This window comes from Paraburkholderia diazotrophica (assembly GCF_900108945.1).
In the GTDB taxonomy this organism is placed as follows: Bacteria; Pseudomonadota; Gammaproteobacteria; order Burkholderiales; family Burkholderiaceae; genus Paraburkholderia; species Paraburkholderia diazotrophica.
Window position 1 is genome coordinate 145695 of sequence record NZ_FNYE01000005.1, and the last position, 14472, is coordinate 160166.

8 protein-coding genes are annotated in these 14472 nt (G+C 65.3%); 4 read left to right on the top strand and 4 right to left on the bottom strand.

Going from position 1 to position 14472, the window contains the following annotated elements:
* Positions 1-27 precede the first annotated feature (27 nt).
* Genes map through BMW76_RS42945 form a run of 3 tightly spaced genes read left to right on the top strand, consistent with a single transcriptional unit; the run spans position 28 to position 5520 of the window.
* Entirely contained in the window at positions 28-840 is an 813-nt protein-coding gene (map, locus tag BMW76_RS09020) for a type I methionyl aminopeptidase (RefSeq protein ID WP_090864796.1), read from the top strand.
* An 18-nt stretch (positions 841-858) separates the two neighbouring features.
* On the top strand, positions 859-3438 hold the full coding sequence (locus tag BMW76_RS09025) for a [protein-PII] uridylyltransferase (RefSeq protein WP_090864797.1): 2580 nt from the start codon (positions 859-861) through the stop codon (positions 3436-3438).
* A gap of 6 nt (positions 3439-3444) precedes the next feature.
* Entirely contained in the window at positions 3445-5520 is a 2076-nt protein-coding gene (locus tag BMW76_RS42945; RefSeq protein ID WP_177200338.1) for a pseudouridine synthase, read from the top strand.
* Between the two features lie 119 nt (positions 5521-5639).
* On the opposite strand, the gene def is transcribed toward BMW76_RS42945, so the two are convergent.
* Positions 5640-6173, bottom strand: a complete 534-nt coding sequence (def, locus tag BMW76_RS09035; protein WP_090864798.1) for a peptide deformylase — start codon at positions 6171-6173, stop codon at positions 5640-5642.
* The gene (gene ligA / locus BMW76_RS09040) at positions 6170-8221 is read right to left on the bottom strand and encodes an NAD-dependent DNA ligase LigA (protein ID WP_090864799.1); all 2052 of its coding nucleotides are present in this window, start codon (positions 8219-8221) and stop codon (positions 6170-6172) included. Before ligA ends, def begins: the two co-directional genes overlap by 4 nt.
* 208 nt (positions 8222-8429) lie before the next feature.
* Between ligA and BMW76_RS09045 the strand changes: the two genes are divergently transcribed.
* On the top strand, positions 8430-9260 hold the full coding sequence (locus BMW76_RS09045) for a hypothetical protein (protein WP_090864800.1): 831 nt from the start codon (positions 8430-8432) through the stop codon (positions 9258-9260).
* A gap of 191 nt (positions 9261-9451) precedes the next feature.
* On the opposite strand, the gene BMW76_RS09050 is transcribed toward BMW76_RS09045, so the two are convergent.
* Positions 9452-10690 (bottom strand): cell division protein ZipA C-terminal FtsZ-binding domain-containing protein, encoded by a 1239-nt coding sequence (locus tag BMW76_RS09050; RefSeq protein WP_090864801.1) that lies wholly within the window; start codon positions 10688-10690, stop codon positions 9452-9454.
* A gap of 162 nt (positions 10691-10852) precedes the next feature.
* Positions 10853-14371 carry a chromosome segregation protein SMC gene (gene smc / locus BMW76_RS09055; protein WP_090864802.1) on the bottom strand — a complete coding sequence of 1173 codons (3519 nt, stop codon included), beginning with the start codon at positions 14369-14371 and terminating at the stop codon, positions 10853-10855.
* Between the last annotated feature and the right edge of the window lie 101 nt (positions 14372-14472).

The following is a 14472-nucleotide window of genomic DNA, read 5'->3' on the forward strand; positions in this document are numbered from 1 at the left end:
CGATAAACCGCTTTTCAGGCCCGACTCATGGCTATTACGCTCAAAAACGAAGACGATATCGCCCAGATGCGCATCGCTGGACGCCTCGGGAGCGAAGTCCTCGACTACATCACACCGTTCGTGAAGCCCGGCGTCACGACGGGCGAGCTCGACCGACTCTGCCACGAATACATGACGAACGTGCAAGGCACGATTCCGGCGCCGCTGAATTATCAGCCGCCCGGCTATCCGCCGTTTCCGAAGGCCGTCTGCACGTCCGTGAACGACGTGATCTGCCACGGCATTCCCGGCGACAAGACGTTGAAGAATGGCGACGTGCTCAATATCGACGTCACCGTGATCAAGAACGGCTACTACGGCGACACGAGCCGCATGTTCATCGTCGGCGAAGGCTCGATCATGGCGAAGCGGCTCATCCAGACCACCTACGAATGCATGTGGCTCGGCATCGAGCAGGTGCGTCCGGGCGCGCATCTCGGCGACATCGGCTACGCGATTCAGAAGCACGCGGAGGGCCAAGGCTACAGCGTAGTGCGCGAATATTGCGGCCACGGCATCGGCCAGGTTTTCCACGACGAGCCGCAAGTGCTGCACTACGGCCGTCCCGGCACCGGCATCGAATTGCAGCCGGGCATGATCTTCACGATCGAGCCGATGATCAACGCTGGCCGCCGTGAGATCCGCACGATGCCCGACCAGTGGACCGTCAAGACGAAGGACCGCAGCCTGTCCGCGCAGTGGGAGCACACGATTCTCGTCACGCCGACGGGCTACGAAGTGCTGACCGTCTCGGCCGGCACGCCCGCGCGCCCGCAAATCGTGGCCGCCGCCACCGCCTGATTTCTCCGCCCTTCGCCTATGAGTAGCGTTTCCGCCGTCGCCCTTTCCGATGCCACGTCGCTCAAGGCGGACTACAAGGTGGCCAAGACCCCGCTGATCGATCGTTTCAGGACGGCATCCAACGTCGACACGTTGATGCGTTCGCTCGCGCGCATCACCGACGATGCGTTGCGCGGCGCGTGGGCCGCGTGCGATCTGCCTGCGTCGCTGGCGCTGCTCGCCGTCGGCGGCTACGGGCGCGGCGAACTGGCCCCGCATTCCGACATCGACATTCTCGTTCTGCTGCCCGACGAGCCCGTCCCGCATCTCGAAGCCAGCATCGAGCGCTTTATCGGTCTTGCGTGGGATCTGGGTCTGGAGCTCGGCAGCAGCGTGCGCACGGTGTCGCAATGCATTGAGGAAGCCGCGAACGACGTGACCGTGCAGACGTCGCTGCTCGAAGCGCGGCGCATCGTCGGTAGCACGACACTGTTCGAGGGCTTTTCGCTGCGCTACCGCGATGCGCTCGATCCGCGCGCGTTCTTCCAGGCGAAAGTGCTGGAGATGCGCCAGCGGCATGCAAAGTTCCAGGACACGCCCTACGCGCTCGAACCCAACATCAAGGAAAGTCCGGGCGGCTTGCGCGATCTCCAGCTGATTCTGTGGGTGACTCAGGCGGCCGGATTCGGCAGCAGTTGGCGCGAACTGGACAAGCGCGGCCTCATCACCGATCGCGAAGCGCGCGAGCTGCGCCGCAACGAAGGTTTTCTGAAAACGTTGCGCGCGCGTCTGCATGTGCTCGCGGGACGCCGCCAGGACATCCTCGTCTTCGATCTGCAGACCGCACTCGCCGAGAGCTTCGGCTTCAAGGCCACGTCCACGCGCCGCGCCAGCGAGCAGCTGATGCGCCGTTACTACTGGGCCGCCAAAGCCGTCACGCAGCTCTCGACCATTCTGATCCAGAACATCGAAGCGCAACTCTTCCCGAACACGAGCGGCATCACGCGCGTTTTGTCCGATCGTTTCGTCGAAAAGCAGGGCATGCTGGAGATCGCCAGCGACGATGTGTTCGAACGCGAGCCGAATGCGATCCTCGAAGCGTTCCTGTTGTACGAAAAAACGCCGGGTGTCAAAGGCCTGTCGGCGCGCACGCTTCGCGCGCTCTACAACGCGCGTGACAAGATGGACCATCGCTGGCGCCGCGACCCCGAAAACCGTCGGCTTTTCCTGGAAATTCTGAAGCAACCGCAAGGCATCACGCATGCGCTGCGTCTGATGAATCAGACGAGCGTGCTGGGGCGTTATCTGCTGAACTTCCGCCGTATCGTCGGACAGATGCAGCACGATCTGTATCACGTCTATACGGTCGATCAGCACATCCTGATGGTGCTGCGGAACATGCGGCGTTTCGCCGTCGCCGAGCATGCGCACGAATATCCGTTCTGCAGCCAGCTGATCGCGAACTTCGAGCGTCCGTATCTGCTGTACGTGGCTGCTCTCTTTCACGACATCGCCAAGGGCCGCGGCGGCGATCACTCGACGCTCGGCATGGCCGACGCGCGGCGCTTCTGCCGCGAGCACGGCATTCTCGCCGACGACGCAGCGCTCGTCGTATGGCTGGTCCAGCATCATCTGACGATGAGCCAGGTCGCGCAGAAGCAGGACACGAGCGACCCGGAGGTGATCAAGCGTTTCGCCGATCTGGTGGGCACCGAGCGGCGCCTGACGGCGCTGTATCTGCTGACGGTCGCCGATATTCGCGGCACCAGCCCGAAAGTCTGGAATACGTGGAAGGGCAAGCTGCTCGAAGACCTGTACCGTGCGACGCTTGCCGTGCTCGGCGGCGCCCGTCCCGACGCGCATTCGGAACTGAAGCAGCGTCAGGAGGAGGCGCTCGCGCTGCTGCGCCTCGAAACCGTGCCCGAGCACGCGCACCGCGCATTGTGGGACAAGCTCGACGTCGGCTACTTCCTGCGGCACGACGCCGCCGATATCGCATGGCAGACACGCGTGCTGTACCGGCACGTCGAGACCGCGGCGCCGATCGTGCGCGCGCGTCCGTCGCCCATCGGCGAAGCGCTGCAGGTGCTGGTCTACGTGAAGGACCGCCCCGATCTGTTCGCGGGCATCTGCGCGTATTTCGACCGCAATGCGCTGTCGGTGCTGGATGCGCGCGTCAGCACCACGAAGCACGGCTACGCGCTCGACAATTTCCTCGTCGCGCATACGGAGCGAGACGTCCACTATCGCGACATTGCCAACCTCGTCGAGCAGGAGCTGGCGGAACGCCTCGCGGCGGAAGGCACGCTGCTGCCGGAGCCATCGAAGGGCCGTCTGTCGCGCCTGTCGCGCACGTTCCCCGTCACGCCGCGCGTCGACCTGCGGGCCGACGAGCGCGGCCAGTACTACATCCTGTCCGTGTCGGCAAACGACCGGCCGGGCCTTCTTTATTCGATCGCGCGCGTGCTGGCCGAGCACCGGGTCGGCGTCCATGCGGCGCGGATCAATACGCTTGGCGAACGCGTCGAGGACGTGTTCCTACTCGATGGTCACGGCCTCTCGGACAACCGACGACAAATCCAAGTCGAAACCGAGCTGCTGCGCGCGATCGCAGTGTGAGATTTCATGCGAGTCAAACTGACAGCCAAGCATCCGCGGCCGGCTTCGTCCGAACGCGCCCCCGTCCGTCCGGGCAGCACGACTGCGCGCAAGCCGGCACGGCCAGCCGCACCGGCGGCCAAGACGGCTCCGTCCACGGGGCCGCGCGGCGGCGCCGGTTCTTCCACATCGGCGGCCGCGCGCCGCGCCGAAACAGGCTCGACGACGCCCGAGAAGCGCTCGTTCGGCAAGACGGCGGGCGCGGCGGGTGAGCGCCGCGGTTCGTCCGCAGCGCCGCGAGGCGGCGCTGGCGCGCGCTCCGGTGACCGGCCCGCGCGTGCGACGGACGCACCGGCGCGCGGACGAAGCGAATCCGGTTCATTTGAACGTCGCTCTGCAGACGACCGGCCCGCGCGCGGACGGAGTGAATCCGGATCGTTCGAACGTCGCTCTGCAGGCGACCCTCCAGCGCGCGCACGAAGCGGCGAATCCGGCTCATTTGAACGCCGTTCCGCGGGCGACCGGCCCGCGCGCGGACGGAGTGAATCCGGATCGTTCGAACGTCGCTCTGCAGGCGACCTTCCGACGCGCGGACGGAGTGAATCCGGGTCGTTTGAACGCCGATCTGCGGACGACCGGCCGGCGCGCGGACGGAGTGAATCCGGATCGTTCGAACGTCGCTCTGCGGGCGACCGGCCGACGCGCGCGCGAAGCGGCGAATCCGGGTCGTTCGAACGCCGATCTGCGGACGATCGGCCGGCGCGCAAGCAAGGCGCGTCGACAAACGGTGGTTTCCGCCGCAATGCAGAGGCGCCTGCCGATCGGCGCGTTTCAGCTGATCGCCCTTCGCGCGGCACCTCGGCGGGCGAACGCGCGCCGCGCTTTTCGCGCGACGACGATGCGCCCCGTGCACGTCGCGCCCCGCGCGACAACGAAGAACGCCGCGGCTCACCGCGTCCGGCCCGCGCTGCGGATGGCGCACCGTCGCGCGAACGCACCTATGCACGCCCCGCCAAGGCCGCGTATGAAGGCCGCGACGCGTCGCAAGATCGTCGTCCTCGGAACGAAGGCGCAGCACGCCGTGCAACCGGCGACGAAACCCCGGCCCGCGACGGACGCGCCTACGCAAAACCCGTCAAGAGCGCCTATGCAGATCGCGAGGAAACCGTGCCGCCCAAATCGGCCCCCGCGGCACGCACGAACAAGGCAAAGCGCGACGCCCGCTCGATCGACGACAGCTTCGACCGTCCCGCGATCTTCGACCGCCCCGCCGGGAAACCGGCGCGCAAGTCGCGCCCTGCCGTAGAACCGCGCCGCCGCGACGAAGGCGAATACAACGACGCGCCCGGCAATCTGCGCCTGTCGAAGCTGATGTCCGAGCTCGGCCTGTGCTCGCGCCGCGAAGCCGACGAGTGGATCGAAAAAGGCTGGGTGACGGTCGATGGCGTTGTCGTCGATACGCTCGGCACGAAGGTCCGCCCCGACGCCGATATCCAGATCGACCCCGCCGCCCAGGCCGCGCAGCTCAAGCAGGTGACGATCCTCGTGCACAAGCCGGTCGGCTACGTTTCCGGCCAGGCGGAAGAAGGCTATGAACCCGCCGTGACGCTCATCAAGCCCGAAAATCGGTGGGACGGCGACCACACCGACATCCGCTTTTCGGCCGCGCATCTGCGTCAGCTGGCGCCGGCGGGCCGGCTCGATATCGATTCGACCGGGCTGCTGGTGCTGACGCAGGACGGGCGCGTCGCCAAACAGCTGATCGGCGGGAATTCGCAGGTCGACAAGGAGTATCTCGTGCGCGTCACATACGGCGACGTGGAAACGGATGTCGAGCATCATTTCCCGCCGGAGAGTCTCGCGAAGCTGCGCCACGGGCTCGAACTCGACGGCGTGCCGCTCAAGCCCGCGATGGTGAGCTGGCAGAACGGAGAGCAGTTGCGCTTCGTGCTGCGTGAAGGCAAGAAACGCCAGATTCGCCGCATGTGCGAACTGGTCGGCCTGCATGTCGTCGGCCTCAAGCGCGTGCGGATGGGTCACGTCATGCTCGGCGCGCTGCCCCCCGGACAATGGCGCTATTTGGGCCCCGACGAGTCGTTCTGAGGTCCGCAGGCATCGCATATCGTTGGTATGAAAAAGCCCCGCTGCGGCGAACCGCATCAGCGGGGCTTTTTTCTTTTCCGGCAAGGGGCCAAAGCGACTACTGAGACCCTGACATCCGCTTATTCGTCGGATTTCGGATCGATGTCGGGAAACAGCACCTCGGTAAAGCCGAACTTGGCGAAATCGGTGATCCGCATCGGATACAGCTTGCCGATCAGGTGATCGCACTCGTGCTGGACGACGCGCGCGTGAAAGCCTTCCGCAACGCGATCGATCGGTTTGCCGAACTGATCGAAGCCGTGATAGCGGATCATCGACAAACGCGTGACAGCGCCACGCAGCCCCGGCACGGAGAGACACCCTTCCCAGCCCTCCTCCGTATCCAGCGAGACTGGCGTGATGGTAGGGTTGATCAGCACCGTTTCCGGCACGGACGGCGCGTCCGGATAGCGCTCGTTATGGCCGAACCCGAAAATCACGACCTGCAGATCGACGCCGATCTGCGGCGCGGCGAGCCCCGCGCCGTTCGCGTCGCGCATCGTCTCGAACATGTCCCGGACGAGGTCATGCAACTCGGGCGTGTCGAAGTGATCGACGGGCTTGGCGATACGCAACAGACGCGGATCGCCCATCTTGAGGATTTCGTGAATCATGTTGTGTGCCCCTCCAGGAGCTTACGCATACCATCTTCGTCGAGCACGGGGATGCCAAGTTCCTCGGCTTTCGCAAGCTTGCTGCCCGCTTCCGCACCGGCCACCACGTAATCGGTCTTCTTCGACACGGAACCGGCCACCTTCGCGCCGGCCGACTCCAGCAACTCTTTCGCTTCGTCGCGGCCCATGTTCGGCAGCGTGCCCGTCAGCACGACCGTCTTGCCCGCCAGCACGCCCTGCGGCGCCTTCGGCGCGGGCGGGCCTTCCGGCCACGTTACCTTGCCGGGCGCGCGCAACTGATCGATGACCGTGCGGTTGTGCTCCTCGGCGAAGAACTGATGAATGGCTTCGGCGACGATGGGCCCGACGTCGTTGACCTCCAGCAGTTCGTCGACCGTCGCGTTCATGATGGGATCGAGCGAGCCGAAATGTTTGGCTAGGTCCTTCGCCGTCGATTCGCCGACGTGCCGGATACCGAGCGCGTAAATGAAGCGCGCGAGCGTCGTGTGCTTGGCTTTCTCCAGCGAGTCGAGCAGGTTCTGCGCGGACTTCTCCGCGAAGCGATCCAGTTCGGCAAGCGTCGCGAAACCCAGATTGAAGAGATCCGCGGGCGTACGCACGAGCTTCAGTTCGACCAGCTGATCGATGATCTTTTCGCCGAGGCCATCGATGTCCAGCGCGCGGCGCTGCGCGAAATGCCACAACGCCTGCTTGCGCTGTGCCGGACAAAAGAGGCCGCCTGTGCAGCGCGCAATCGCTTCGTCCGGTAGACGTTCGATGGCCGAGCCGCACACGGGGCACTCGGTCGGCATCACGAACTCGCGCGCGTCCGCTGGCCTGCGATCGAGCATCGCGCTCACCACTTCGGGAATGACGTCGCCCGCTCGCCGCACGACCACGGTATCGCCGATCCGGATGTCCTTGCGGCGAATTTCGTCCTCGTTATGCAGCGTCGCATTCGTCACCGTGGCGCCGCCGACGAACACGGGCTCGAGCCGCGCGACAGGCGTAATCGCGCCCGTGCGGCCGACCTGCACGTCGATGGCAACGAGCTTCGTGAGCGCTTCCTGTGCCGGAAACTTGTGCGCGAGCGCAAAGCGCGGCGCGCGCGAAACGAAGCCCAGCATGTCCTGCTGATCGCGCCGGTCGACCTTGTAGACGACACCGTCGATGTCGTACGGCAGCGTCTCCCGCTTCTCGCCAACTTTGTGGAAGAAGCCGAGCAACCCTTCGGCGCCCTGAACGACGGCCCGCTCGCTGTTCACGGGCAGGCCCATCTCGTGATACCAGTCGAGCAGTTCGCTATGCGTCGCCGGCATCTCGACGCCATCGAGCACACCGATGCCATACGCGAAGAACGACAGCGGACGCTGTGCAGTGATCTTCGAATCGAGCTGCCGCAAGCTGCCCGCCGCCGCGTTGCGCGGATTCGCGAACTCGCGCTGGTCCGCGTCGCGCTGACGCTGGTTTAGCCGATCGAAATCGCGCTTGAACATCAGCACTTCACCGCGCACGTCGATGAGCCTCGGCACGCGCTTGCCTTTCAGCTTGAGGGGAATCGAGCGGATGGTGCGGACGTTCTCCGTGACGTCCTCGCCCGTTGCGCCGTCGCCGCGCGTGGCCGCCTGCGTGAACTTGCCGTCCTCGTAACGCAATGAGATCGCGAGGCCGTCGAACTTCAACTCACACGCGTAATCGACGGGCGAATGATGCAGTGTGTCCGATACCCGCTTGTCGAAGGCCGCGATGTCTTCGTCCGCAAAGCCGTTATTCAGCGACAGCATTGGCATGTCGTGCACGACGGGCCTGAAGCCGCTCGCTGCTTCCCCACCGACCCGCTGCGTCGGCGAATCCGGCGTGATCAGATCCGGATGCTCGCTTTCGATCTGCTGCAGTTCCTTGAACAGCTTGTCGTACTCCGCATCGGGCAGTTCCGGCTGGTCGAGCACGTAGTACGCGTGATTCGCGCGTTCGAGTTCGGCACGCAGCCACAACGCCCGCTCGGCGGGTGCGCTGGTTGCAGGATCAGGGACTTTGATTCGGGCCATGCTGTCGGCGTTTCGGCATATGTAACGGATGTCAGATTATCTCAGGAAGCGCTTCCCGTGGCATCGGCCGAATGGCCAGTTTGGTGCGCGCGCAAACCGAACATGGACTGCCGATCCTGGCCGATCGGCCAATCGACGCGCAAGCCGTTGACAGCACGTCGTCCGCAATGCGAACTTGTCGCGTGCCTTCCATTGCGTAGCCGCCAACATGCCTGCATCCTTCGCCTGCCTCATACGCTGCCTCTTTATCGTGCTAGCCACGCTCGCCGCTTGCGATGTGCGAAGCGCGATGGCGAGCGAACAGGTCGTCGACGTGCCGCTCGGTCAAGGCGCGTCGATCTCCTATCTGCTGACCCAACAGGACGGCAGCCAGCCGCAGTGGGTGCTCGTCATGTTTCCGGGCAGCGAAGGCGATCTCGAACTCTCGCGGCAACCGGGCGGCACGATCCATATGCGCGAGAAGAAGAACTTCCTGATCCGCGCGCGCAACCTGTTCGTGGATTCACTGTTCGCGACGGCCATCGTCGATGCGCCGTCGGATCAGCCGGGTGGCTATTCGGATGCCTTTCGTGCGTCGCCGCGTTCCGCGCAGGATCTCACGCAGATTGCGGCGAACCTGCGTGAGCGCTTCCCACAGGCGAAGTTCGTACTGGTGGGCATGAGCCGCGGCACGATATCGTCGGCCTACGTGGGACGCGCGTTGCCTGATGTATGGAACGCCATCGTGCATATGTCGACGCTCAGCAGCCCGGCGCGCGGCCAGGCCGCGCCACTGATCGGCTTCGACTACGGCGCGATTCGTCCGCGCCAGCTGTTCGTCCAGCACGCGGACGATGGCTGCTATCTCTGTTCCTATGAAGCGCTAAAGCGCATCGCTGACAGCGGCCAATATGCGCTGATCACCGTGCACGGCGGCGACACGCGCAGCAAACCCTGCCAGGCGATGTCGCATCACGGGTTCTATGGAAGGGAAGAGACCGTCGTCGCCGCGGTCAAGGCATGGATCAGCGGGCGAACGTGGCCGGACGACGTGGGATAAACGGCACGGCATACGCGTCGTCGATCGGTGCTGGCACCTGGCGATGCCATGGCGCTTTCGGCGCGGCTCCAAAGGAAAACGCGGAAAATACACGGAGCAAATGAAAACCGCCCGAAGCATTCCCATGCGTCAGGCGGTGTCATCGACGGCAGCATAAGCCGCCGCGTCACGCGCAAAGCTGCGTCGCGCGGCTACTGGCTGAACAGCCGCCGCGTCGCAGGCGAGCCGGCCGGAATGCCGGCCTGTTCGAGCTTCGCGTACAGCGTCATCAACTGCTTCTCGATTGCGAGCAGCGCGCTTTCCGGCAGCGGCCGTCGGCCGTCGTCGACCACGCGTCCGCCGATGCGCTCGGCGAGCGACTTCGCATAATCGCACATCAGGCGGAACGGCAGGATGTCTTCGTCGGCGACGGGCACGTCGAGCATCAGCGTGATCATCTGGCCGCCCTTGTACGTGAGGTCGTCGCGCAGGAAGTTGGTGTCGCCGAACTGCAGCATGAACACGGGGCTCTGCTTCGCGTCCAGCTTGACGAAGCGCGTGCCGTCGCGCGACAGCAGCAGCCCGTCTTGCGACGCGACGGCTTGCACGTAGTTCGCGGACCACGGCGCGCCGTCGGACAGCACGTTGATCGACAGCTGTGCGTCGCACTGCGCGGCAAAGCCATCGAGTTCGCGCGCCATCGATACCGTTTCCATCATGTCCGGAAACTCGGGTGAAGCATCGAGCGCGTCGGCGAACTGCTGGACGCCCGTCACGAATTCGGAGAACTCCAGTTCGTTGAGCGGGCCGCTGCGGTTCGCGAGTTGCGCGGCCGCGCGCAGCTCCTCATAGCGCACGCCGCTTTGCAGCAGCTCCCACGCGCCGCCGCCTTCCGGCTTTCCTTCGATATGCACCGGCTTGCTGCCCGCGCGGCGCAGACGCTGCGCGAGCGGCAGCACCTTGTCACCCGCGACGGGCGCGGAAAGCCTGATGGGGACGATGCAGTCGATGCGCCGGTCGACGATCGCCGGCGGCGCCGACGAAATCGTCGTGGCAGCGGGCATGATCGGCTCGTTGCGCTCATCGTCGGCCTCGCGCTCGACGGCCGGCTGCTCGCGTTCTTCGGCTTCAGGGAAACCGTTCGGCGACGTGTTCTCGGCCTGGATGTCGGCGGGCGTGTCGAGGGGCGCGGCGGCGCCGAAGGTCGGCTCGACGCGCGCTGCCTCGGCATGCTCGCCCGATGTGGGCTCGCGGCGCGTCGTCGGGCGCGCCGGCTCGATGAATGGGCTCTGCTCGACGTGCTCGTCCCGAGCCGTGGGTTCCGCCGTGTCGGCAGGCATCGGCCGCGGCATCTTGCGACGCACCTTCGCGCCCTGCCACGCGTTGTAGACCACCACGCCCCCGACCACCACGGCGCCCGCGCCGATCAAACCGAGTGTCAACTCGTCCATGCACGCTCCATCTGCAATTCTTTTCGCCGCTGCGCGCCGCGCCTGGCTCGCGCGGCCTGCACGCACTGCGTGCCGCCGCTGCGGGCGCCGACGCGCAGCGAGTTCGATTCTGTGTTCAGCAACACCCGCGCGCGGCCCCGAAGATCGCGCGCGAGTGGACGTTTAAACGATATTCTGGACAAATCCCGCAGCCGTTTCCATGTCGACGGCAACGATCCGCGACACGCCCTGCTCCTGCATCGTCACCCCGATCAGTTGCTGCGCCATTTCCATCGCGATCTTGTTGTGGGAAATAAACAGGAACTGTGTTTTGTCCGACATCGCGCGCACAAGGTTCGCGAAACGCTCGGTGTTCGCGTCGTCGAGCGGCGCGTCCACTTCGTCGAGCAGACAGAACGGCGCCGGATTCAGCTGGAACATCGCGAACACCAGGGCCGTCGCCGTCAGCGCCTTTTCGCCGCCCGACAGCAGGTGGATCGTCGAGTTCTTCTTGCCGGGCGGCTGCGCCATCACCTGCACGCCCGCGTCGAGAATCTCGTCGCCCGTCATGATGAGCTTCGCCTGGCCGCCACCGAACAGACGCGGGAACAGCTCACCGAAATGACGGTTCACTTCGTCGAACGTGCCTTGCAGCAGCGTTCGCGTTTCCTGGTCGATCTTGCGGATCGCGTCTTCGAGCGTTTCGATTGCGTGCGTCAGATCGGCCGACTGCGCGTCGAGGAAAGTCTTGCGTTCCGTCGCCGCTTTCAGTTCGTCGAGCGCGGCCATGTTGACGGGGCCGAGTGCCGTGATTGCGTTGTTGATACGCGTCACTTCGCCTTGCAGGTACGACGGCTTCATGTCCGGCGTGAGCTTCGCCTGCAAGTCGGCTTCGTCGACACCTGCCGCCGTCAGCTGTTCGATGAACTGCTCGGCGTTCAGGCGCGCCGCCTGCTCCTTCAACTGCAATTCGGTGATGCGGTCGCGCAGCGGCTGTAGCGCACGCTCGCTTGTCAGGCGCAGCTCGTCGGACTGACGCAGCTTGGCCGTCAGATCGTCGAGTTCGAGACGCGCGGCATGCAGCGCCTCTTCCTTGACGCGGCGAATTTCGAGCGCATCCTGCAAGCCCGTATGCGCCGTTTGCTCGTTGATCGTTTCGAGTTCGGCGCGCGCGTCTTCGAGCGAGCCCGCGACGCGCTCGCTCTGCTCGTGCGCGACCTGAATCGTGCGCTTCAGCTCGTCGATGCGATTCGCCATGTTGCGCGCGGCGAAGCGCGCATCGGTGGCGGCGCGGTCGAGATCGCGCGATTCGTTGCGCGCGTTGCCCAGTTCTTCGTCGAGCGCTTCGAACGCCAGTTGATTGTCTTCGAAGCGCGCCTGCAGTTCGGCGAGCTCGCCGTCGTGCCGCTCGAAGTTCGCTTCCGATTCGGCTCGCAGCCCGCGCTGCTCTTCGATCTGCGCGGTGATTTCCTCGAGTTCCTCGCTGATTTGCGTGCTGCGCTGCGTGTAGCGCTCGTGCGCCTGCGCGAGCTTGAGGACGTCCATTTGCAGCGCGTGCACGCGCTGGGTCGCGCGCTCGGTCTGCTGGCGCACTTCCGTCAATGCATTCGATGCCTGCGTATGCGCGGCCTCGGCGCGAATCGCCGCGGCCTTCGCTTCTTCGGCGAGCAGCGCCTGCGCGCGCACCTGGCGCGTCAGATTTTCGATTTCCTGCTGGCGCGCGAGCATGCCCGCCTGCTCGGAATCGGCCGCGTACAGTTGCACACCGACGCGCGTCACCACGTGACCCGCCTTCACGACGAACGCGCCGCCTTCGGGCAATTGCGAGCGCATCGAGAGCGCCTGGGGCAGATCGTCGGCGACGAACGCGTTGCCGAGCCAGTCGTTGAGCACGGCGCGAATGCCCGCATCGTCGATGCGCACGAGCGACAGCAGCGGACGCAGCGACGGCGGCGCGGCCACCGGCTGACCGGCGGCGGGCGGCGCGTAGAACGCGAGCTTCGCGGGCGGCGCGTCGCTGACAAAGTGCTTCACCCAGTCGAGATTCGACACTTCCAGCGCGGCGAGACGCTCGCGCAGCAACGATTCGAGCGCGGTCTCCCAACCGGCTTCGACATGCAGCTTCTTCCACAGACGCGGCAGCGCGCCCAGCTCATGCTTGTCGAGCCACGGCTGGATCTTGCCTTCCGTCTGCACGTTCTCCTGCAGCTGACGCAACGCGGCCAGCCGCGCTTCGAGCTGATGGATCTGCGCGCTTTCCGCCTGCACGCGCTCCTGCGCGGCGCGGCGCTCGGCGTCGAGGCGCGGCAGCGTGTCCTGCGCGTCGGCGAGACGCTCTTGCGCGTCGCGCAGAATTTCTTCGTGCTCGGCCAGCTGCATGCGCAGTTCTTCGAGCTGCGCTTCGTCTGGCGCATCAAGGCCGCCCGCTTCCGTCTTCAGACGTTCCTGGCGCTGCTGAAGCTGCTGCAACTGCTGGTCGGCGTTGCGCTGATGCGCGGCTTCGAGCTTGAGCGCTTGTTCGGTCTGCGCGATCCCGGCGCGTTCGTCGCTTAGTTGCGCCTGCGCGTCGCGCCAGCGCGCTTCGAGCGCGGGCATCGCGTCGTGCTTCGCGGCGGCCGCCTCTTCGGCGATCACGGCTTTCTCGTCGCCCGCCGCAAGCTGCTCTTCGGCGTCTTCGAGATCGTCCTGGGCCTTTTGCGCCTGCGCGAGCCACTGCTCGCGTTGCGCGGTGAGCGCGGCGATCTGCGCCTGCACGCGGTTGCGCGATTCGACGATGAACTTGATCTCGGCTTCGAGGCGGCTCACCTCGGCGTTCGCTTCGTACAGCGCGCCTTGCGCGCCCTGCATCGCGTCGCTGGCCGAATAGTGTGCGACGCGCAGCGTCTCCAGTTGCGCCTCGACTTCACGCAGCTTCGCCGTGTGTGCTTCGAGGTCGATCTGCGCCTGTTCGATCGCGCGCTTCTGCTTGTCCTGCTCGGTGCCCGCTTCGTTCTTGCGCAACAGCCACAGGAGGCGCTGTTTCTCTTCGCCTTCAGCTTGCAGATCCTTGAACTTCGTCGCGACGACCGCCTGCCCTTCGAGCTTTTCAAGATTCGCCGTCAATTCACGGACGATATCTTCGACGCGCGTCAGATTTTCGCGCGTGTCGTGCAGACGGTTCTCGGTTTCGCGGCGGCGTTCCTTGTACTTCGAGACGCCCGCGGCTTCTTCGAGGAACACGCGCAGTTCTTCGGGCTTGGCCTCGATGATCCGCGCGATCATGCCCTGTCCGATGATCGCGTACGCGCGCGGGCCGAGTCCCGTGCCGAGGAAGATGTCCTGGATGTCGCGGCGGCGCGCAGGGAGATTGTTGATGTAGTAGCTCGACGTGCCGTCGCGCGTCAGCACGCGCTTGACGGCGATCTCCGCATACTGGCCCCACTGGCCGGCCGCCCGGCCGTCGGCGTTGTCGAACACGAGTTCGACGCTGGCGCGGCTGCCCGGCTTGCGCGCCGTCGAGCCGTTGAAGATCACGTCCTGCATCGACTCGCCGCGCAGCTCCGAGGCGCGCGATTCGCCGAGCACCCAGCGCACGGCGTCGATGATGTTGGACTTGCCGCAACCGTTGGGACCGACCACGCCGACAAGCTGGCCCGGAACCTGGAAATGCGTGGGATCGACGAATGACTTGAAGCCAGCGAGTTTAATCGAGGTCAGACGCACGGCGATATCGCTGTTTGAAAGTAATTATGGAAACGGAACGCGCGGTTCGTGCGTGTTCGTATGTGGACCGCTTCAGGTGCAAAGCCCGCAAGCGGCACAAC

Bases quoted from the DNA above. Each gene is read 5' to 3' on its own strand.
- BMW76_RS09050 (WP_090864801.1), bottom strand. From the start codon at position 10,690: ATGGACGAGTTGACACTCGGTTTGATCGGCGCGGGCGCCGTGGTGGTC.
- ligA (WP_090864799.1), bottom strand. From the start codon at position 8,221: ATGGCCCGAATCAAAGTCCCTGATCCTGCAACCAGCGCACCCGCCGAG.
- map (WP_090864796.1), top strand. From the start codon at position 28: ATGGCTATTACGCTCAAAAACGAAGACGATATCGCCCAGATGCGCATC.
- BMW76_RS09025 (WP_090864797.1), top strand. From the start codon at position 859: ATGAGTAGCGTTTCCGCCGTCGCCCTTTCCGATGCCACGTCGCTCAAG.
- BMW76_RS09045 (WP_090864800.1), top strand. From the start codon at position 8,430: ATGCCTGCATCCTTCGCCTGCCTCATACGCTGCCTCTTTATCGTGCTA.
- def (WP_090864798.1), bottom strand. From the start codon at position 6,173: ATGATTCACGAAATCCTCAAGATGGGCGATCCGCGTCTGTTGCGTATC.
- BMW76_RS42945 (WP_177200338.1), top strand. From the start codon at position 3,445: ATGCGAGTCAAACTGACAGCCAAGCATCCGCGGCCGGCTTCGTCCGAA.